The organism is Spirosoma sp. KUDC1026 (assembly GCF_013375035.1).
In the GTDB taxonomy this organism is placed as follows: Bacteria; Bacteroidota; Bacteroidia; order Cytophagales; family Spirosomataceae; genus Spirosoma.
Genome location: NZ_CP056032.1, coordinates 2713010 through 2733196 on the forward strand (window position 1 = coordinate 2713010; position 20187 = coordinate 2733196).

A 20187-nucleotide genomic window follows, 5' to 3' on the forward strand; every position below is an offset into this window, starting at 1 on the left:
CTCTACAATTGCGCCAGCAGATACAATACTGCCATGCGAACGGCGACACCGTTTTCGACCTGATCAAGAATGATGCTGTGGGGCGAGTCGGCAGCATCGGAGGTAAGTTCGACACCCCGGTTGATCGGGCCGGGGTGCATCAGTATGATGGGCCGGTCCAGTTCGTCCAGCATCTGTTTCGAGATACCGTAATACAGCGAGTACTCCCGTAGTGAAGGAAAATATTTGATCTGCTGCCGCTCCAGTTGAATACGCAGTACGTTAGCAACGTCGCACCATTCCAGTGCGGCCCGCACGTCGTGACTTACCCGGACGCCCAGCGCTTCCATGTGCTTTGGAATAAGCGTTTTGGGCCCACAAACCATAACTTCGGCGCCCTGTTTCTGCAAACAGAAAATGTTGGACAGAGCTACCCGCGAGTGGGTAATGTCGCCGATGATGGCGATACGCTTCCCGGCCAGCTCGCCGAGTTTTTCGCGGATGGAAAAGGAGTCGAGCAGCGCCTGAGTCGGGTGCTCGTGCGTACCGTCGCCCGCATTGACGACGTTGGCTTTAATGTGTTTGGTCAGGTAATGAGGTGCGCCGGGGCTGCTGTGCCGCATCACGACCATATCCACCTTCATCGCCAGGATATTGTTAACCGTATCCAGCAGCGTTTCTCCTTTCTTAACCGAGCTTCCCGATGCCGAAAAATTCACTACGTCGGCCGAAAGACGCTTCTCAGCCAGCTCGAACGATAGCCGGGTACGGGTTGAGTTTTCGAAAAAAACGTTGGCGATTGTTACATCACGTAACGAAGGTACTTTCTTGATGGGCCGGTTAATGACTTCCTTAAACTGACTGGCCGTATCCAGAATCAATTGAATATCAGACTCGGTCAGGTCTTTGATGCCCACCAGGTGGCGGACGCTAAGTGATTGGGCCATGGCAGCAGTAGCAGGATAAACTGGACAAAGATAGCGTTCCGGTCGTTACCGGCGCAGACTTTGCCGATTTGTTCCGATGAGTCATGGCTAATAATAGGGTCAAAAATAGGACCGATTTGGTCTGTCCCGCTGGTATTTGTGAACCAGTATCAGACCTATTTAACCGTAGTAAAAGGGAGCTTGTCGTGAGTCAAACTGTTGTTAATGACGGTGATGGCTAACTTCAGAATGGCTTCTTCGGACCGGGCGTCAATCTTGTCCGGATCGTCGGTAGGCTTATGATAATCGGGATGGCCGCCGGTATGAAAAAATAATACGGGGATTTGCTTTGCGTAGAAAGCGGCATTGTCAGAACCACCGTTGCCGGGTCTATCTGTGAAAAACTTAATCGGGCTCGTTACGCCTTTGAAGATAGCGGGCCAGTCGCTGCTGGTGCCGTAGCCGCCAATGCCCACGCCCCGATCCGGATTGTACCGGCCAATCATATCGAAGCAGATCATGTAGTCCAGCGATGAGAGCGGCAGGGTGGGATTATTCAGAAAGTAGCGGGACCCCTGTAAACCCAGCTCCTCGGCGCCAAAACCCATAAACAGGAAATTGTAGGGTTCCTTCACGTCATTGTTCGCGTAGTAATGGGCCAGTTCCATCATACCGGCTACGCCCGACGCGTTATCGTCGGCCCCGTTATGCAGTTTCCCCTGCGGTAACGAATCCAGCGAGCTGCCCTGCAAACCCATGCCGAGGTGATCATAGTGGGCGCCGATGACGATGGTGTTAGGTGCTCCGTTATCCAGAAAGCCAATGACGTTAACCGTTTTGCGCAGGCTATCCGGTACAACAACCCGACGTACTTTTGCTGTAAATTCCTGGAAGTAGCCGTCCGTGCCGCGTGGCGTCAGGCCGTATTTTTTGAACTGTTTAGCGATGTATTGAGCCGCTTTGACATTCTCCTTACTGCCCGTTCCCCGGCCCTTCATCTTGTCGGAAGCCAGGTAATCGATGTGTTTGCTGATTCGGGCGGCAGTGGGTTCCTGAGCAAAGAGGGTAGTGGTAATCAGGCAAAGCAATAAAACGATACGCATAGAAAACGAAGGGCAGCAAATAGGCTGGACACGCACAAAAGTAAAGGAGCTGGTTCTAAAACCAACTCCTTTAGTGGACTAAGAAAGTAAGATTACCCTGTACGAACGGCTTAGCCGATCGGGCGACCGCCTGTTGCGCCGTAGACCATGCCCGTGATGTAACTAGCTTCCTGTGAGGCTAATAAGACATAAATCGGGGAAAGTTCGACGGGTTGGGCAGCCCGACCCAGTAGCGAGTCTTCACCAAACGTTTTCACCTTATCCTCGGGCATCGTCGCCGGAATAAGCGGGGTCCAGACGGGACCGGGCGCTACGGCGTTAACCCGAATACCATGCTCAATGGCTTCTTTAGCCAACGCTTTGGAAAAATTGACAATAGCGGCTTTTGTACCTGCGTAAGCCAGGATCGACGGCTCGGGCATGTATGCCTGAATGGAGGCCGTATTGATGATGGAACTGCCGGGCTTCATGACCGGAACGGCTGCTTTGCAGAGGTAAAACATCGCAAAGACATTCGTCCGGTATGTTTTCTCGAATTCATCCGAGGGAAGTTCGAGGAACGAATCGTGGTTCATCTGGAAAGCGGCATTGTTGACTAAGATATCCAGTTGACCAAACTCATCGACAGCCTGCTGAACCAGCTCTTTGCAGTGCGCTTCGTCCTGAATATCGCCCATGACGGCCACTGCTTTCTGACCGGCAGCTTCCACCTGACGCACTGTTTCGTTGGCATCTTTCTGCTCGCTCAGGTAGGAGATCATAACATCGGCACCTTCCTTGGCAAAAGCGATGGCTACTGCCCGCCCGATACCGCTATCACCCCCCGTAATGAGCGCTTTACGACCGGCCAACCGGCCGCTTCCTTTATACGATGTCTCGCCGTGGTCGGCTGTGGGAGTCATTTTGGCGTCGGAACCAGGATGATCCTGATCTTCCTGGGGATAAGGTGGTGCCGGGTACTGATGCCGTGGGTCTTGCAGTTGAGTCATAACAAATTGAGTTAATACTATACTTACCAACCCAGAATTATAGACTGTTGTTAATGATTCGTCTTGCTTATAAGGAACTGGGGGCGCTCCGCGAAGTGTCCAGCATGGTTGCAACTTTTTGTTTACATTGCTTTAAAATTAGCGAATATGACTACTTACATTGCCGACCGAATTGCTATAAATCCAGGTATTTGTAACGGTCGGCCAATCGTCCGGGGGATGCGTATTACCGTGCAGACTGTACTTGAATTTCTTTTTGCGGGCACTTCACGCGAAGAATTATTGCAGCAGTATCCAATGCTGGAGTCAGAAGACATTGACGCCTGCCAGCAGTTTGCCATTGAGCTAATGGACAAACGCTACGTAATTCAGGAATTCAAAGCCGCTGCCTAAGCAAATGCTTTATTTCCTGATTGATGTGAACTTGCCATATTACTTCTCACTTTGGAAGTCCAGTGAGTATATTCATCAGCTTGATATACAGAACGATGCTGAAGATCACGCAATTTGGTAATATGCTAAAAGCAGAAATTTGACGATTGTAACAAAAGATTCAGATTTTTCCGACCGTATCCTGTTGAGCGTACCCCCACCTAAAATCATCCATATACGGATAGGTAATGTATCTATGCGCGACTTTCATGCGCTGATTAGTAGCGTATGGGAAGATATTCTTACGCTAAGTAAAGAATACAAACTGGTAATCGTTTTTAAGGACAGGTTAGAAGCGGTGAATTGATCTACCGCAGCCTATATATCGGATAGCGATTGTGCGTCTTCTCGTAGTACGGTGAGTTGCGGTACACAAACTCCAGTTGGGCCGATGCGCTCTCGGCGAAAGCTTTGTCAGCTGCTTTTCGTTCAGTTAACTTTTGTTGTAGCTCGGGGTGCTTTTTGAGGTAATCGGCGGCTACGTCCTCGAATACGTAGGCTGAGAAATGTTCTTTTTGCCCTAGAACACTGTCGAAGAAGTTCCAGGCGAAAAACGAGTCAACACCCTGCGGTTCCAGCGTTTCGATCAGGTAGCGATTGCTCGTCTGATTAGGGTAAATCAGGTAATCCCCTTTGTACAACTGAATCACAGCCGATTCAGTACGCAGCATTACGTCGGTGTGCACGTAATGCCCTTCGAAAGGCCGGTTACCGGTTTTCAGATCGTCGATGTAATACGTATCCAGTGTCATTAGCGTATCCTTTGGCAGGGTTTGCATCGCCACGCCATTTCGCTTTAGACGCTCGATAATTTCGGTCCAGCCCTGAGGAATGACGTATGCTTTGGGCTTCTCAACCGTTACGTTCGGGGTGAAGGTATTTCGGTAAGCAATCTGTTTGGTAAAGGGGGCCGAGCGGTCGTACGAGAGTCGTTTCAGACCCGACACGTCGCTGGGCTTGTACACGGCTTTATAGCCCAGAAAAGGGATACTGTCCACTTTTGAACGATCGGCTTTATAGCTCAGGGCGAAACGGATCTGCTGACTCACGGCCTTGTCGGCCTGTTGCTTGTTGGCGATCAGTTGAGCCGCGTCGCGCTGCACCAGCCGCAGGGCTTCTTCCATGAACGCGTAGGTTCCTTTCACCCGCGACGGGTAATCTTTCAGCATGTGTAGTTCGACCACGAACCCCATGCAGTTGAACTGAGCCGCGTAACCGGAACTGTAGCGGGGCGAATCGTTAAACCCTTCGATACCACTCTCGGGTGTATCCGAAAAGTTGTTGACGTACGGTACCGGCTGGAAACTACGCGTCGTCAGGGCCTTATCCAGCTCGGGCTGGAAGGTCTGGGTCATATAAGCCGATACCTGCGGATGCAGCTTGTCTTTTTGCGTCGCGAAGTACGTCAGGATGTGCTGGTAGTCGGCTCCGTTGCTGGTGTGGTTGTCAATCAGGACGTGGGGCTTATAGGTCTGGAACATCCGCTGCCACGACCGGGCATTTTCGGTATCCGTCTTGATAAAATCACGGTTCAGATCGTAGTTACGGGAGTTGCCCCGAAAACCGTATTCGACGGGGCCGTTCTGATTGATCCGTGACAACCCGCGATTCAAGCAGCCGTCTACGTTGTAAACGGGCACAATGGCCAGTAGAACGTCCTTAGGCAGCTTGTTCGTTTTCAGTAATTCCCGCGCCCACAGCATACTGGCGTCGATGCCCTCGGGCTCGCCGGGATGAATGCCGTTGTTGATCAGCAGTGTCACTTTCTGCGCGCTGGGTGTAAACGTCCTGTCTGGCGAAAGCAGAAAGAGGTGCAGTGGTTTGCCGATGTCCGTTTTGCCAACTTCAATCAATTTTGCCTGATCGTACTGCTTGTCTAACTGGGTGTACCAGTCAATAATTTCAGCATACGTAGCGGTTTCCTGTCCATTGGTTCGTTCGTAACGGCTCGTCTGAGCGGATAGTAGCGTTGGAAAGACGAAAAAGAGGAGGGTAGCGAATCGGGTCATGATGGTAGTTGGATGCGGGAGATGAACGTGGGGCAGCGCAAAAAAACAAAAAGAAAATTTATTCATGGAAAGCTGACGAGGATATTGGCAGCAATTCACAAGGCCGGTCCGTTGTGGGACAGCAAATTGAACGATGCTATTGTTCGTCTGTATTTTTTGTAGATATGTTCTATCTTATTTGGACTACGTATAAATAAGCCACTACATTTGCATTAACCTGTTTTTAATCGGTCCGTTAGCGGCAACTAGCGTTCAGGAAAAAACAAGTGAGTAGTAAGGCTTAACGCTGTCGCTTCAGCGAGTCGACTACATTGAAACAGTCACAAAAAGAGAGCCGAATGGCGGCAACCATCCGGCTCAGCCTGCCCAGAAGGCAGGTGCTTTAAAACGGGGTAACATTTATAAAGCAAATGCAAATTAGCAAAATTCTGCATGCAGGACTTCTATACCTTTTAACTTACGCCACTTGGGCGCAGCAAACAGGGTCTAGTCTAACAGGAACCATCCGTTCTGAGGACGGTGAAGCACTGCCAGGAGCCTCAATCCGTCTTGCTAACTCGAATCGTGGTACGTTTGCCGATCTCAAGGGAACGTATCAACTGGACAATCTACCCGCCGGTCGACATACGGTTGTCTTCTCGTTTGTTGGCTATCAGAAATTAAGCCGGGTCGTGCACCTACACGAAGGGGGATCGACAAAGCTGAACGTCGAACTAAAACTAGAAACCAATGAGTTGAACGCCGTCGCCGTTATTGGACGTACCGAGGTTCAGGAGGTGAACCGGCAGGCCTTCAACGTAACGGCCATCGACGCCAAACAACTTTACAATTCTACGCTGGACCTCAGTAGCGCACTGGACCGGGTCTCCGGTGTGCGGGTTCGCGAATCGGGGGGCGTAGGCTCCAACTTCAATCTTTCCTTAAACGGGTTTTCCGGTAATCGCGTCCGCTACTTCATCGACGGCGTACCGATGGACAACTTCGGTTCGTCCTTCCAAATCAATAACATTCCGATCAACACCGCCGAACGGCTTGAAGTATACAAAGGCGTTGTACCGATCTGGCTGGGTTCGGACGCATTGGGTGGGGCAATCAACATTGTTACCGGCGATCGGTCTCGGAATTACGTAGATGCGTCGTATTCCTACGGCTCGTTCAATACGCATCGCAGTGTCGTAAATGCGGCCGTTACGAACAAGAGCGGCTTTACGGTGCGTCTGAATGCCTTTCAGAACTATTCGGACAACAACTACAAAGTAACCGTCGATGCCGCTGACATCTACACGGGTGCCTACACGCCCAATGCCGTCGTCCGGCGCTTTCACGATACGTACCACAACGAAACGGTAATTGCCAGTGCAGGGGTGGTGGGTAAGCGATTCGCCGACCAACTGCTTTTGGGCATCACGCTCGGGAAAAACTACAAGGAGCTACAAACGGGAGCTCGTATGGTGGCGGTTTTCGGTGGCTGGCACCGACGGGGTAACATTGTCATGCCCACGTTGAAGTACCGCAAAACAGACCTGATCAAAGGGCTCGACGTAACGCTGAACGCGAACTATAACCTGGGCAAGGAGCGCAACATCGATACGTTGTCGGCACGGTTCGACTGGTACGGCAATTCGAAACCGAATCCGAACGGGGAGGGACGCGGCCGCAGTCTGTCGGAATACGGGAACAACAACGGGCTGGCAACAGCTACCGCCAACTACAGACTTTCGGATCGGCAAGCTGTTGCGCTGAGCAACGTTTTTAGCACCTTTTATCGAAAAGGTACGGATGCCTTCAACGAAAGCTTCACGCAGGGATCCGTCCGGCCCCGACTCAATAAAAATGTACTGGGTTTTGGCTATACCTACGACGAGAAAGACAAATGGAGCACTTCGATTTTTGGGAAATATCTGTACCAGAATACGCCTGGTCAAACGTCATTCAGTAAACTCGGGTTCGGGGTAGCGACCAGCTACTTCATCCGGCCCGGCTTTCAGCTAAAAGCTTCCTACGAGCGCGCCAACCGGTTGCCTGAAGCCAACGAACTCTTCGGCGACGTAGAATTAGTGCAGGGCAACCTGGCCCTGAAACCCGAGCAGAGTCAGAACATAAACCTTGGGTTCAACTCCAGTTTCGCGATTAAAGAAGATCACCGCTTTCTGGTCAATGCCAACGCCATTTACCGGTATTCTGATAACTACATCTATTCCCGGTTCAACCAGAACCAGTCGGCGCTGGTGCTGGATAATCTCGACGGCGTATTTACCCTCGGTGGCGAAGGGGAAGTCCGCTATTCCTACAAACGCTTCTTGTCGGCGGGCGCAACGCTCACGTACCAGCGGCTGGAAAACCGGCAGCAGTACGTGTTTGACACCAACGGAAACCGGGTGCTGAGCCCGGTCTACAAGGATCAGATGCCTAACATTCCGTATTTCTTCGGTAATGCGGACGCTTCAATAACGCTACGGGATCTCGGCCAAAAGGGAAGCGTACTGAACGTTGGCTACAACCTGCTGTATGTCCACGCCTTCTGGCTGTACTGGCCCAGCCGGGGGGGCGACAAGCTTAGCATCCCCATGCAGCTGAGTCACGATCTGAATGCGGTCTACAGTCTGAAGAACGGACGGTACAACATCGGACTGGAGGTACGTAATCTCACCGACAACCGCCTGTACGACAACTTCAGCTTACAGAAACCCGGCCGGGGCTTCTACATGAATTTACGCTATTTCTTCAATTCGTTTACCCTATAATGTTTATGAAACTTAAATCGACGCTTGCGCTAACCATCGCTGCGGGTATGCTACTGGCTTCCTGTAGTGATATGAATGAAACTACGCCCCAAAATCCCGGTAATTACATACTAACGGTTAGCCCGGCGGCCTCAACAGGCGTAGCCGATTATCTGCTGACGGCTCCCGCCCTGGATACGGGAACCGTGTCAACAAATCGCAACGGGGTGGAGCAGGATGGTACGTACCGCTACTACGTCACCCACAACGGAAAGTTTTTCAGTATGCTCTACGGTCAGGGGAATCCCGGAGCCGTTACCGCCTACAATATGCAAGGTGGCAAGCTGAACAAACTGACCAATTTTCAGACCGAAACCGTGCAGGCTTTCGCGCCGGTTAACGACGATCTGCTGCTTATGAAAATTTCGCGGAGCCTGACGGCGCCAACGTCAAGCTGGTATAAAGTGAATACCAACAGCCTGACCATTACGTCGGAAGGGACCGTCAATACTCTCGACTTGACCGGTGTGGGCGAACTGGCTCACTTCACCTGGCTGAAACAGGTGGGTACGAAAGTGTTTGCCCCCTACCAGACCATCAACGATCGGAGCTTCAATACGAAGTATCCCGACCAGGCTTCCATTGCTATTTTTAACTACGCCGACATGAAGCTGGACAAGGTGATCACGGATAAGCGGGCCAGCTTCATCGGTATGTATTTTACCGACGGCCTGTCCGTTCAGGAGAGTGGCGACATTTACGGATTTTCGCCAGCCGCTGCCACTACAGGGGGAACGCTTTCGTCGACTAAGCCGTCGGCTATCCTGAAAATCAAGTCGGGAACGACCGAATTCGATCAAAGCTATTTCTTCGACGTAGAGGCTGCCAGCAGTGGCATGAGCATTACATCGTGGTTGTACGTAGGTAACAATACATACATCGTAAACGCTGCGGCAAAGGCGGAGAAAACAACTGGCTTCCCGGCCGGCAAGCGGGTAGGTATTGTGAACGTAGTCGACAAAACCTACAAAGCGGTTACGGGTATGCCTGATATAGCCAGCATCGCGAACCTGACTACTAACAACTATTCGCCTAAAGACGGTAAAACGGGATACGTCGGAGTCAACTTAAAAGACGGTACCAGCTACATCTATAAGGTGGATGCCAGCACGCAGACGGCTACCCGGGGCTTAAAAGTAGAAGGGGGTACCGTAACTGCCGTACAACACCTGAACTAATCCCTAGAGCAACCTTTGTCATTCCGACGTCAGGAGGAATCTTCGGTAGCATACCAAGAAACTACGATTGCCGAAGATTCCTCCTGACGTCGGAATGACAGGAATACAAGGTTATTAAACGCTGAATAGTCTTCACCCTAACCGCTAATGATCACTACGTTATACTTTACTCAGTTTGTCGCCTTTTACCTGTGGCAAATCACTGCGCCCAAGCGGCCGCCCGTGAGTGGACTGCTGGCTCACTCGTCAGCAAATAAGTCACAGACTCGCCTAGTCGGTGCTGTTTTAGCACTAATTACCTGTGTGGGCTTTGTCCTGCAGTGGGGGCTGGCGAGCGGCATCGCTGGCTTTTTTGTGGGGCTAATGACCGTTGGTTGTCTGTCGGTGATCATCGAGCCGTTTAATTACCTGCGTGTACAGGGCGTTGCCGCGATCTATGTGTGTTGTGTGGTTCTGGAAATGATCGTATAGCTATGCCCGCTAATAAAAAATACCTGACCAAATCGCCCTGGATAAAACTGTCTAAACTACTAGCGGGCTCGCTGGGCGGCTATCTAGTGACCATAAGTTTCCACGCAGCTCTGACCCGGGTGTTTCCGAAAGAATACGTCATGATCACCTCGTTCATTACGGGCTACTTGCTCTGGGCGACCCTTTTGTTAGTGGCTTTCCTGATTCCGCAAGCCTGGAAGACCTGGGCTATTTACGTGGCAGTGATCGGGGTTTGTTCGGGCATTTACTTCATCTGAATCGGTTACTAGCATGGACAACAGGAAATACAATATCTATTTCAACACTCATACCGTTAGTGGCATCATTATCTGTGCGATTCTGTATGTCATGTTCTTCGCTGGTTCATTTTCGTTCTTCAAAGACGATCTGGCCGCGTGGCAGAAAAACGAGTCGTATCTGAGCCGTGAAGTGGCGGTGGAAAAAAACTTCAATCACATCCTTGATTCGCTCGCCAAACAACATGCACTGAAAGGACGTGATATCGATTTCAGCATACAGCGGCATCAGGCGGGGGCGTACGTATCCATGACGGCCTCGCACGATCCGGTCATCCAGAAGCTGAAGCCCAAAAAGAAGCCGGAAGGAAAACGCGGTCGGGGAAGAGGGCGGGGAGGAGATGATGATTCGGCGTTCTTTACGTATGATTTCAGCAAGCAGCAGGAAGCGGACTACGCGTCCAGCTATACCATCGGCGAGTTCTTGTACCGGCTGCACTTTCTGGCGCAGGTAAACCAGATTTTCCCCTTCCGGATCGGTGTACCCTTTGGTTACCTGCTGGCCGGGATTGTCTCCTTCATCTTTCTGTTTGCGCTCATCACCGGCCTGCTGCTGCACTGGGATAAGATTGCATCTAATTTCTTTACGTTCAGACCGTGGAGCAAACGGAAAACTGTATGGACCGATCTGCATACGGCCCTGGGCGTGATCGGTTTTCCGTATCAGCTTGTGTTTGCCGTAACCGGCGTGGTCCTGATCTTTAACTCCTTCCTGATCATTCCCTATACAAAACTGTTTTACAAGGGCAATAACGAGAAAATTTACAAGGATCTGGGTATTGGTGTAAAGCAGGAGTTTGCATATGCCAATAAGGCGTTGACGGTCCAATTTGATATGAATAGTCTGGTCGCCCAAACCGAACAGAAATGGCAGCGGAGTGAGATTAGCCTGGTCGCTATCCGCAATTTCGGCGACGACAACATGCACGTGGTCATTCAGGGGAAACCCCAGACAGATGCTCAACTCAATGGGCAGGGGGAACTCGTGTACCGCGTACGCGACCAGAAAATCGTTTCGGAGCAGACACCACTTTCACCGTCTTCATACCTACAAACGGTGCGCGGTTTTATCTACCATCTGCATTTTGGTGATTTCGGTGGCCGGCCGTTGCGGGTAGTCTATTTCGTACTGGGTATTCTGGGCTGCATCGTCATCAACTCAGGCGTAATGATCTGGCTGGTAGCCAGAGACAATAAAAGCATCCCCGAACGTAAACGAAAGTTCAATTTCTGGACCGCTAACGTGTACATCTCTTCCAGTTTGAGCATGCTGCCCGTTACGGCGTTCTGCATGACGGCCCTGCTGTTCCTCAATAAACCCGTCCAGTCCGACATTTATCACTGGTACTTTTACCCGTGGCTGGCACTGAGCCTTTACTTCCTGGCCCGGAGAAATCTGGCCCTTGTGAATCGGCAATCGCTGTTCTTGAGTGCGGTAGCCTGTTTTCTTCTGCCGTTGGCCGATGGGATCATGCGCGGTAACTGGTTCTGGAACACCTTTGCCCGCAATGCCTATAACATCCTGTTTATCGATGTGCTTTTCCTTTGCCTGTCGATCATAAGCGGACTCGTTCTATGGAAAATGGACGAAAAAAAGCGTATCCAGCCAGCTGCAGTACAGATAAACAGGAATGTTGTGCAGCCCGACAATGCCTGATGAAGCGATTGCTTAAAAGCCTCTAAATCCCTTAAAGGGCAAAGCTGTTAAGTGATGGGTAGCCCTACCCCCAACCCCCTAATAGGTTGTTTGAGGAGCAATCTTTAGGGTCACAAAATCGTCTTTTTTGTCATCCCGACGCAGGAGGGATCTTCGCTAAGAGCAAACAAACCCGCCTATTTCCGAAGATCCCTCCTGCGTCGGGATGACAAAAAACAGTTCCCCAAACAACCCCCTAAAGGGGAGCGGTTCATTTGCGGAGCGCTCCCCCTTCAGGGGGCGGGGGGGCAGGGTTACCCAGCACTTAACAACCCTGCTCAAAAGAGGACTTTTTCAAGCGCAAAAAAAAAACCCCTTTAGGGGATTTAGGGGTGTTCAGACAGTTTTTAAGGAATTGTGCCCTCGCAATCTTTCTCCCAATCATTCAATACTTATCCAATCTCAGCCATGAAACGATTTCTGACGTCTTTAGTATTTATCTGCCTTGTAGCCAATGCATTTGGTCATGCCCTATGGATTGAAACCAGTTCGACGGGCCAGAAAGGGAAAAAACAAACCGTTCGTGTCGTGTATTCCGAACCGGGCGACACGCCGGAGAAACTAGCCGACTGGTATTCGGACGTAAAATCGTTCGATCTCTGGCTCATTAGCCCCGACCAACAGAAAACTAAGCTGACCGTTACGCCCGGTGCGGATCACTACACCGCGGAATTTACGCCGGAGCAGGACGGTGTTTACACACTAGCCGTTGGTCATGCGGCTAAGGACCTGGGAGGGACCACTAAATACCAGTTTAACGCGACTGCGGCCGTAGCGGTAGGCCAGGCGAAACCGGCTACTGTAGCCAGCCCGAATGAACTGAACGTAGCGGTGACTCAACCCGGCAATACGTACAAAATCGGTCAACCGATCAAACTGGCCGGAGTATTCAAAACCAAGCTATCGGAAAAATTGCAGGTTGCCATTCATTCACCCAGCGGCTGGAACCGCGAAATCACCACAAATGCCGATGGACAGGCGGAGTTTACGCCCCTCTGGCCGGGAACGTATTACCTGGAAGCCAGCAAAACCGAAAAAGAAACCGGCGAGCAGGGCGGTAAGGCATACCAGTCAGTTTGGCGGTGCGCTACGTATGTAGTGACGGTTCGTTAGGCTATTTTGGTTACTTTCGTGCCCATGAATACTTCACTCGTTTCACCCTGGCCGTCGGCAAGCGCGGCACTCAACGGATCGTCGCTGCTGCTTCGCCTGACGTTTGGTGTCCTGATGATTCCGCATGGGTATGCCAAACTGGTTCATTTTTCCGAGTGGCAGAATGAGTTCATGAGCTTTCTGGGGATGAGTGGGGCCGTATCACTAAGTCTGGCTATTTTCGCCGAACTTGTGTGCTCGGTTTTGCTGATCCTGGGTCTGTTTACTCGTCTGGCCCTTATTCCGCTAATTATTACGACGCTGGTCATCGTATTCAGCGCTCACGAAGGCGACATTTTTGGCGATGCCGCCCCTGGCTTCTTTTACCTGACCGGATACGTCGTCTTGCTCCTGGTAGGACCGGGTCGATACAGCCTTGATAACCTGCTGTTTACCCGGTCTACCGATAGTACGAAACGATTGGTAGCCTGATTGTAGAAATAAAAAGAAAGTCGGCAGGGGGGCAACAAGGCCAGAGTTCTGAACTCTACCATTGTCTCCCTCCCGGCCGACTCTTTTTTTAGAGGCTTTTCCCTTACACCGTCAGCGTCCCTTCGATGGAATCATCAAGTGTTTTGCCAAGGACGGCTCCGACGGCCATTTTGGCAAACGCTATGGCATCGCCGTGTTTGTTATCCCAGTAATAGCCTTGTTGCGTATCAACCTGCACTACCGTAATCCGCGGATCATCTTCGCCTTCGGTAAACCAGGTTTTCAACGCCGGATTCCACAATTCTTTGATAAGGGCCTTGTCCGTCGAAACGCTGGCATCACCGTAGATACTCAGGAAGTCGGAGTACTCGGAGCCCTGAAACAGCAGCTGAACTTTCTTATCCGCAAGCAGATCAGCGTGCGTGTGGCTGTCGCTGGCAATTAAAAACCAGAAGTTACCCGATTCATCTACCTTTTGTACCGCCATAGGACGTGTTCGTAATGGTTCTCCCGTGGTGATTTTGGTGCAGAAATAGCAGGTATCAGCTTTCTCGGTTAGTTCCTTAATTTTTTTCCCCGCTTCGGTGCCGGTGAGGTCTTCGTGGTTCTTTTCGGGCTGTTGTTGGTTAATACTATTCATAGTCTCTTCATGAGTAAGATAAGATATGAATAACTCACTGGGCGCTCAAATGTCTTTGTAGGAACTCAATTCTGTCGGAAAACCGTCAATACTTAGCAAAACCGGCTACTCGATAACGGCACAGCTATAGGGCGTCAGCAGTAGCTGGCCAGCATTAAACGTAGTACCCTCGGCGGTGGCGAAAGCTACCCGTTGACACCAGGCCTCGCCGGGTGATACGACAACCGAAATCGGTTTCTTCGTTAGATTATGAACGACTAGCACCCGCTGTCCATTGGCGCTTTGTCGCACGAAGGAAATGGTGCCCCGCTGCCGGATGCCTGTCTGACCAATACGGCTGAGGTTGTCATTCAGAACCGGGTGACTGTTACGAAACTGGATCAGTCGTTTGTAGTGTGAATACAACGAATTTGGATCATGCCGTTGCTCGGCCAGCGGACGAACGGTCTGGCTGGTTGAGTAGCGGCCCCGGCGCCAGCGCGTACGTTGTCCGTCGCGGGCGCGTATGTCCCACAGAAACGGTTCCCGGATGCTTTCATCGGGTTTCAGGCCCAGCATTCCGATCTCTTCGCCGTAGTACAGATACGGCAGACCGGGTAAGGTGAACAGCAGATTGGCCGCCACCCGTAACTGATTCTGATTGCCCTTCAGCAGACTCCCAATGCGGTTCTGGTCGTGGTTCGACAGGATCAGCCCGTCGATGAAAGCAGGATTGACGTTAGCAAAGGCGCCATGAACGTAGTCCACAAACTCAACCAGGTCTTCGGTGTCATCTTCGCGCCGAACGATTTCTTCAATTGCCAGGCGCAAGTCGAAGTTGAAGTTGGCTTTTAAACCCCGGAAGTACGGCGCAATGTGTTCGGGCCGCGTCCATACCTCGCCTACCGTATACGCGCCGGGTTTGGCCGCTTCGACCACCTGACCAAATTCTTCCCAGAACTGGTGATTCTTGGGTTCATCAAACTCGCGGTAGAGGTGCCGGGCCGCATCGAGCCGGAAGCCGTCAACGCCCACGTCGTTCAGCCAGTAGCGGACGATCTTGAAAATCTCCTCGCGCACAGGCCGGTGGTCGAAATTCAGATCGGGCATCCCACTCCAGAACATGCCGTAGTACTTCTCCCGATAGGTGGCTCCCGGCGGAGTATGCCAGGGATTCCGTTCGCCGGAGTCGGCCGTAATATCACGGGTATTTAGTTTACGGGCTTTAATCTCCTCGGGGGTGAGCCAGTGGTAGAACTGCCGGTACGGATTACCCGGACCTTTGGCCGCTTCCCGAAACCAGTGGTGCTGAATGCTGGTATGGTGAATGACCAGATCGATAATGACGGCAATACCCCGTTGGTGGGCTTCCCGGACGAGCCGGCGGAAGTCATCCATCGTGCCATATTCCCGGTCGATACCGTAATAATCCGTTACGTCGTATTTGTGGTACGTAGGCGAGGGGCTGATGGGCATGAGCCAGATGGCTGATACGCCCAGTTCCTTCAGGTAATCCAGGTTGTTGGTAACGCCGTTGAGATCGCCAATACCGTCGCCGTTGGAGTCGGCAAAGGAGCGAACGAAAATTTCGTAGTGAACTCCTGTTTGGCCTACCAGTGATTGGTTTTTAGGTACAGAACCTGCCGAAGCAGAAACGTCAGCTTGCATTCAGTGTATTGTTGTTATGGCCTGACTAACAGCGAACGAGGGCGTTGAGTTTGCTTCGACAGGTTCCTGTATCATTATTCCAGAATTGTACAACCGTAGGCCGGAATGGTCAAATTATTGCCGGCCACAGTAGCTCCTTTCACCGTTTGGAAGACCACTTTTTTAAACGGTTTTTCGGTCGCGGTCAGCGCAGCCGTCACCGGTTTGCCCGTCAGGTTCTGAACGACCAGCACCGACCGGTTACCGGACTTGCGAATAAACGAGACCAGATCTGTTTGTTTCAGACCCGTTTCGACCAGTTGACTCAGGTTGTCGTTCAGCACCGGATTGCCGTTACGAAACTGGATCAGGCGTTTGTAATGCGAAAAAAGTGAGTTTGGGTCGGCCTGCTGGCGCGACAGGGGGGCCACGGTCGAGTCTTTCGAGAAGTAGGGTTTTTGCCAGCGTGTACGCTGGTTGTCCTGCGCCAGGGGAGCCCACAGAAACGGCTCGCGGATGGCTTCGTCGGGTTTGCGGCCCAGCATCCCCAATTCTTCACCATAGTAAAGGTATGGATTACCAGGCAACGTAAGTAGAAGTGATGCGGCCACTTTTTCGTGATCCAGATTGCCATTCAGGACGCTGCCGATACGGTTCTGGTCGTGGTTCGTCAGCATCGTGGCGTCGATAAACTGCGGGTTTGCCTGACCAAAAACAGCCCGGTTGTGTGCCAGCATCTTCACGACGTTCATTGTATCGGCCTCCTGCGCTACCAGTTTCTGCAAGGCGAAGGAAAGATCGAAATCGAAGTTGGCTGTCAACCCCTTGAAGTAAGGCGCTACGATTTCGGCTTTCGTCCAGACTTCACCAACTGTGTATACGTCCGGTTTTACCTGCGCCATTGCCCGGCCAAATTCCTGCCAGAACAGCGGGTTCTTTGGTTCCTCCTGATCGGGATAGATATGCCGGGCCGCGTCGAGCCGGAATCCATCGACACCCACGTCGCGCAGCCAATACTGGCCCGTCTTGTAAATTTCCTGCCGGACTTTCGGTTCGTCGTAGTTTAGGTCGGGCATCCCACTCCAGAACATGCCATAGTATCTGGCCGCTGCTGGATCAGCGTTTTTGTTCGCTACGTGCCAGGGACTGCGTTCACCCGAATCGGCGGTTGCTTCGCGGGTGGCCAGGTTGAGGGAGTCGATCTGCTGGGGTGTCATCCAGACGTACCAGTTGCGGTACGGACTGGTCGGGTTGGCTGCCGCGTCCTTGAACCAGGGGTGCTGGTTACTGGTGTGATTGATGACGAAATCAATAATCACCTTGATGTTCCGACGGTGCGCTTCAGCCAGTAGGCGTTTGAAGTCAGCCATTGTACCATATTCGGGATCAATGCCGTAATAATCCGTTACGTCATACTTGTGGTAAGACGGCGACGGGTTGATGGGCATCAGCCAGAGGCACGACACACCCAGGTCTTTCAGGTAATCTAGTTTGTCGGTAACGCCGTTGAGATCGCCGATGCCGTCGCCGTTGGAGTCAGCGAAGGAACGAACAAAAATCTCGTAATGAACCCCCGTCCGACCGGTGGCTTTCTGGGCAGACTGAGCTGGTGCCTGATTGAACAACAGCGTTACCAGCGTCAGTAGTGAAAAGAAAAAACGCATAAGAAAGGCACAAAAAAACTGCCTGGCAGCATCAGGATACGTTACCAGGCAGTTTGTGGTTGATGAATACTATTGTCTGGTCAGCGTGTAGATGTAGTTACCCGCGTTGCTCAGATTCAGGGTTACCAGGTAACGACCCGCTGTCGATACGGCGATGTTATCAGCGTTGAAATCGAGCAATCCATCCGCAGCCGCACCGTTTTTGCTGTCACCGTCACCATAGTTGATGTCCCAGGCGTTATTTGCCCGGAATTTCAATTCACCCGCTTTCAGGTCCAGCGTGGCCGTCCAGGTGTTCGTCGCTGGATTAAACGTCAGCGGACTATCGGTATCCCAGCCGCCGGGCGTTGCCGCGCCGATTACACTCCAGGTGGTTTTGGTAGCGCTCCAGGTCAGGGCAGTGAGGTCTGCTTTAACGAGGTAGTAACCCGCTTCGGCAATGGTCAGATCACCACCTGTGGTCGACAGTTTACCCGTACCACCCGTGCCATAGTTCGTGTTGTCCCAGTTCGGGGCTGAGGTGATCTTGAAGGGCGATGCCTTCGAGAAATAAATGTACCCCTCATATACTTTGTTATCCTTCACTGACGCAATCCTGGGCGCTGTAGCGGGTGTCCATCCCTGATAATCGCCCGGAACGTAGAGCGATGGGTAATCGACAATAACCAGGTAAGGCGTAGCGCTTACGGTTGCCGCATTGGAATAGACCATGTTGCTCGGATCGCTGCTGGGCCGGGCTATGGCCGCCATAACCCGCACGGCAAACTGGCCAGCGTTATTGGGGGCTAGCCCCAGCCGGAGCAGGCTTTGGTTCAGCGTCGCACCCGTTACGCTGAGCGAGGTGCTGGAACCCGCCGAGATATTCACCGGCGCTTCAAACGTACCACCCTGTTTGTCGAGTTGAACCGTGTAGGTCACGGCGGCACTAAAGCCGTAGTCGGCGGGTGTCCAGCTCAGGCGCAGGGCCTCGTTGGTAGCGGTTCCGCTGTTCAGCGATACGCTCGTGGCGCTGGACGTCAAGGCCAGGGTTGTCGACTCGGCCAGAATCAGCCGATCCTCATCTTTTTCGCAGGCTGCCAGCATCGTCAGTGCCAGGCAGGCCATCAATAGGTAGTTAAACCAGGATTTCATTGTCTGTTGGTTTTATAGCGGTACGTAATCGCCCGGTTCGAGCCGGTGACCCGAACCGGGCCCGTAGTTAGTAACCGGTGTTCTGTTTCAGATTTGGGTTGGCCACAATATCAGCCGCCGGGATTGGGTACACGTTCCGGAAGTCCTCCACCGAGCGACCGTTCTGAACACCACCTTTCCAGGGCCACAGGTACGTACCGGTCGTGAACCGACCGTAGCGGATCAGGTCCGTCCGGCGGGTGCCTTCCCAGTACAGTTCACGACCCCGTTCGGCCAGGATGAAGTCCAGCGTCAGGCCGGCTGTGGTAACGGCGGTAGCGCCAGCGCGGGTACGTAGTGCGTTCACGTAGGTGAGCGCCGTTGCGGCATCCCCGCCCGTACCACCGCGCAGAACGGCTTCGGCGTAGGTCAGATACACATCCGCCAGGCGGAACAGCGGAAAATCGGTATCCGGGTAGTTGCCCGACGGGTCTGAACCGGCCTGCCCGGCCGACGTTACGTTCCGGTATTTGGTAATGGCGTAGCCATCCGTAAAAGCCGTCAGGTCATTGATTTCCAGATTTTGCCCCTGGGTAAAAAACAACGCCCGTTTGTCGGCCGTACCCGTTGCATCCGGGAAGAGGTTCACCAGCGCTTTCGTGGTCCGCAGCCCCGCCCAGCCGCTGTTGATACCAAACTGACTGGCCTGCATCTGACCACCCACCTGCGCGTGAATCAGGAACGTCATGCCCCCGTAAGTCAGCGTCCGCAAGCCGTCGAAAGCAACCGGTAGAATAATTTCCGGTGAGTTGTTGTTGTCGGCCAGGAACAGACTCTGGTAATTTGGCGACAGCGAGTAGGCGTTGGCCTGAATCACCCGACCAGCGTACGTAACGGCGTCGGTATAACGCGCCGTACCGGTGTATACCTGCGCGTTCAGGTAGAGCTTGGCCAGTACGGTCCAGGCCGCGGCCCGGTCAGCCCGACCGTATTCACTGGCGCGGGGCGCTGGCAACTCGGCTTCAACGGCTTTCAGTTCATTCTCTACGTAGGTGAACAGATCGGCCCGCGAAATCTGCGACGGCAGGAACGAACCCGGTGCATCGGCTTCAGTTACGAACGGAACGCTGCCGAACAGATCAATGGCGTGGTAATAGGCCAGTGCCCGCAGAAAACGGGCTTCGGCCCGGTACGTCCGGGCTTCCGTAGCGGCCTGACCGGTAATATTCCGGCTGGCCAGTTTGTCGTCCGTCGTTTCGCGGATAAACTCGTTACAGGCCGTTACCAGGTAAAAAATCCGGCTGTACATACCCGCAATGAAGCCATCGGCCGAGGTCCAGCGCATGGTATGAAAATCCTGAATGGTCTGGTCATTCCAGGCAATCACACTCTCGTCGGTAGGTAGCTGCTGCAGCGTCCACAGCAGCCGGATGTAGTTCGACGTTCCTTCGTCGATCCCACTGATGTCGGGTTTGCCCGCCGGTCCCTGCTGCCCGCTCACGGCCATCACAGCGTACAGCTTGGCCAGGACGGGTTTATAATTCGCCGGATCAGCATAGACCGAGGCTGACGTTACGTCGTACGTGGGCGTCCGGTCCAGGTCGTTGATACAGGAAGACGCCGTTGCCATTAGTGCGGCCAGCACCCCTGTCTTTAAAACGTTTTTTATTGTAATCATGG

Annotated in this window: 18 protein-coding genes; 9 read left to right on the forward strand and 9 right to left on the reverse strand. The window is 52.5% G+C overall.

The genetic code is table 11. The features are described from left to right. Window positions 1-2: 2 nt before the first annotated feature. From HU175_RS11380 to HU175_RS11390, 3 genes are all read right to left on the reverse strand, one after another. Complete coding sequence (locus HU175_RS11380; protein ID WP_176566714.1) at window positions 3-926, reverse strand: aspartate carbamoyltransferase catalytic subunit; 924 nt, start codon at window positions 924-926, stop codon at window positions 3-5. 155 nt (window positions 927-1081) lie between these two features. Next, a complete protein-coding gene (locus HU175_RS11385) occupies window positions 1082-2008 on the reverse strand; it encodes a M20/M25/M40 family metallo-hydrolase (RefSeq protein WP_176566715.1) in 927 nt (308 codons plus the stop codon). Between the two features lie 110 nt (window positions 2009-2118). Next, window positions 2119-2997, reverse strand: coding sequence for an SDR family oxidoreductase (locus HU175_RS11390; RefSeq protein WP_176566716.1), 879 nt, complete (start codon window positions 2995-2997; stop codon window positions 2119-2121). Window positions 2998-3144: 147 nt separating this feature from the next. On the opposite strand from HU175_RS11390, the gene HU175_RS11395 reads away from it, so the two are divergent. Then, window positions 3145-3390, forward strand: coding sequence for a DUF433 domain-containing protein (locus HU175_RS11395; RefSeq protein WP_176566717.1), 246 nt, complete (start codon window positions 3145-3147; stop codon window positions 3388-3390). A 139-nt stretch (window positions 3391-3529) separates the two neighbouring features. Next, a complete protein-coding gene (locus tag HU175_RS24805; protein ID WP_228724398.1) occupies window positions 3530-3736 on the forward strand; it encodes a DUF5615 family PIN-like protein in 207 nt (68 codons plus the stop codon). 1 nt (window position 3737) lies between these two features. On the opposite strand, the gene HU175_RS11405 is transcribed toward HU175_RS24805, so the two are convergent. Beyond that, complete coding sequence (locus HU175_RS11405) at window positions 3738-5438, reverse strand: M14 family metallopeptidase (protein ID WP_176569195.1); 1701 nt, start codon at window positions 5436-5438, stop codon at window positions 3738-3740. A gap of 410 nt (window positions 5439-5848) precedes the next feature. On the opposite strand from HU175_RS11405, the gene HU175_RS11410 reads away from it, so the two are divergent. From HU175_RS11410 to HU175_RS11440, 7 genes are all read left to right on the forward strand, one after another. Next, entirely contained in the window at window positions 5849-8182 is a 2334-nt protein-coding gene (locus HU175_RS11410; RefSeq protein WP_176566718.1) for a TonB-dependent receptor, read from the forward strand. Between the two features lie 5 nt (window positions 8183-8187). Continuing rightward, window positions 8188-9399: a DUF4374 domain-containing protein gene (locus tag HU175_RS11415; RefSeq protein ID WP_176566719.1), complete on the forward strand. Its 1212-nt coding sequence runs from the start codon at window positions 8188-8190 to the stop codon at window positions 9397-9399. 147 nt (window positions 9400-9546) lie between these two features. After that, a complete protein-coding gene (locus tag HU175_RS11420) occupies window positions 9547-9870 on the forward strand; it encodes a hypothetical protein (protein WP_176566720.1) in 324 nt (107 codons plus the stop codon). A gap of 2 nt (window positions 9871-9872) precedes the next feature. Beyond that, entirely contained in the window at window positions 9873-10148 is a 276-nt protein-coding gene (locus HU175_RS11425) for a hypothetical protein (RefSeq protein WP_176566721.1), read from the forward strand. 13 nt (window positions 10149-10161) lie between these two features. Further along, window positions 10162-11844 (forward strand): PepSY-associated TM helix domain-containing protein, encoded by a 1683-nt coding sequence (locus tag HU175_RS11430; protein ID WP_176566722.1) that lies wholly within the window; start codon window positions 10162-10164, stop codon window positions 11842-11844. A gap of 447 nt (window positions 11845-12291) precedes the next feature. Continuing rightward, window positions 12292-12996 carry a DUF4198 domain-containing protein gene (locus HU175_RS11435; protein WP_176566723.1) on the forward strand — a complete coding sequence of 235 codons (705 nt, stop codon included), beginning with the start codon at window positions 12292-12294 and terminating at the stop codon, window positions 12994-12996. Between the two features lie 24 nt (window positions 12997-13020). Further along, window positions 13021-13467, forward strand: a complete 447-nt coding sequence (locus HU175_RS11440) for a DoxX family protein (protein WP_176566724.1) — start codon at window positions 13021-13023, stop codon at window positions 13465-13467. A 103-nt stretch (window positions 13468-13570) separates the two neighbouring features. Here HU175_RS11440 and HU175_RS11445 read toward each other — a convergent pair whose 3' ends face one another. The 5 genes from HU175_RS11445 to HU175_RS11465 form a co-directional block, all read right to left on the reverse strand. Beyond that, window positions 13571-14107: a pyridoxamine 5'-phosphate oxidase family protein gene (locus tag HU175_RS11445; RefSeq protein ID WP_176566725.1), complete on the reverse strand. Its 537-nt coding sequence runs from the start codon at window positions 14105-14107 to the stop codon at window positions 13571-13573. Between the two features lie 105 nt (window positions 14108-14212). Continuing rightward, a complete protein-coding gene (locus tag HU175_RS11450; RefSeq protein ID WP_176566726.1) occupies window positions 14213-15754 on the reverse strand; it encodes an alpha-amylase family glycosyl hydrolase in 1542 nt (513 codons plus the stop codon). Between the two features lie 74 nt (window positions 15755-15828). Further along, window positions 15829-17397 carry an alpha-amylase family glycosyl hydrolase gene (locus tag HU175_RS11455; RefSeq protein ID WP_176566727.1) on the reverse strand — a complete coding sequence of 523 codons (1569 nt, stop codon included), beginning with the start codon at window positions 17395-17397 and terminating at the stop codon, window positions 15829-15831. Between the two features lie 69 nt (window positions 17398-17466). Next, complete coding sequence (locus tag HU175_RS11460) at window positions 17467-18528, reverse strand: SusE domain-containing protein (RefSeq protein ID WP_176566728.1); 1062 nt, start codon at window positions 18526-18528, stop codon at window positions 17467-17469. Between the two features lie 67 nt (window positions 18529-18595). After that, the gene (locus tag HU175_RS11465; protein WP_176566729.1) at window positions 18596-20185 is read right to left on the reverse strand and encodes a RagB/SusD family nutrient uptake outer membrane protein; all 1590 of its coding nucleotides are present in this window, start codon (window positions 20183-20185) and stop codon (window positions 18596-18598) included. Window positions 20186-20187 lie beyond the last annotated feature (2 nt).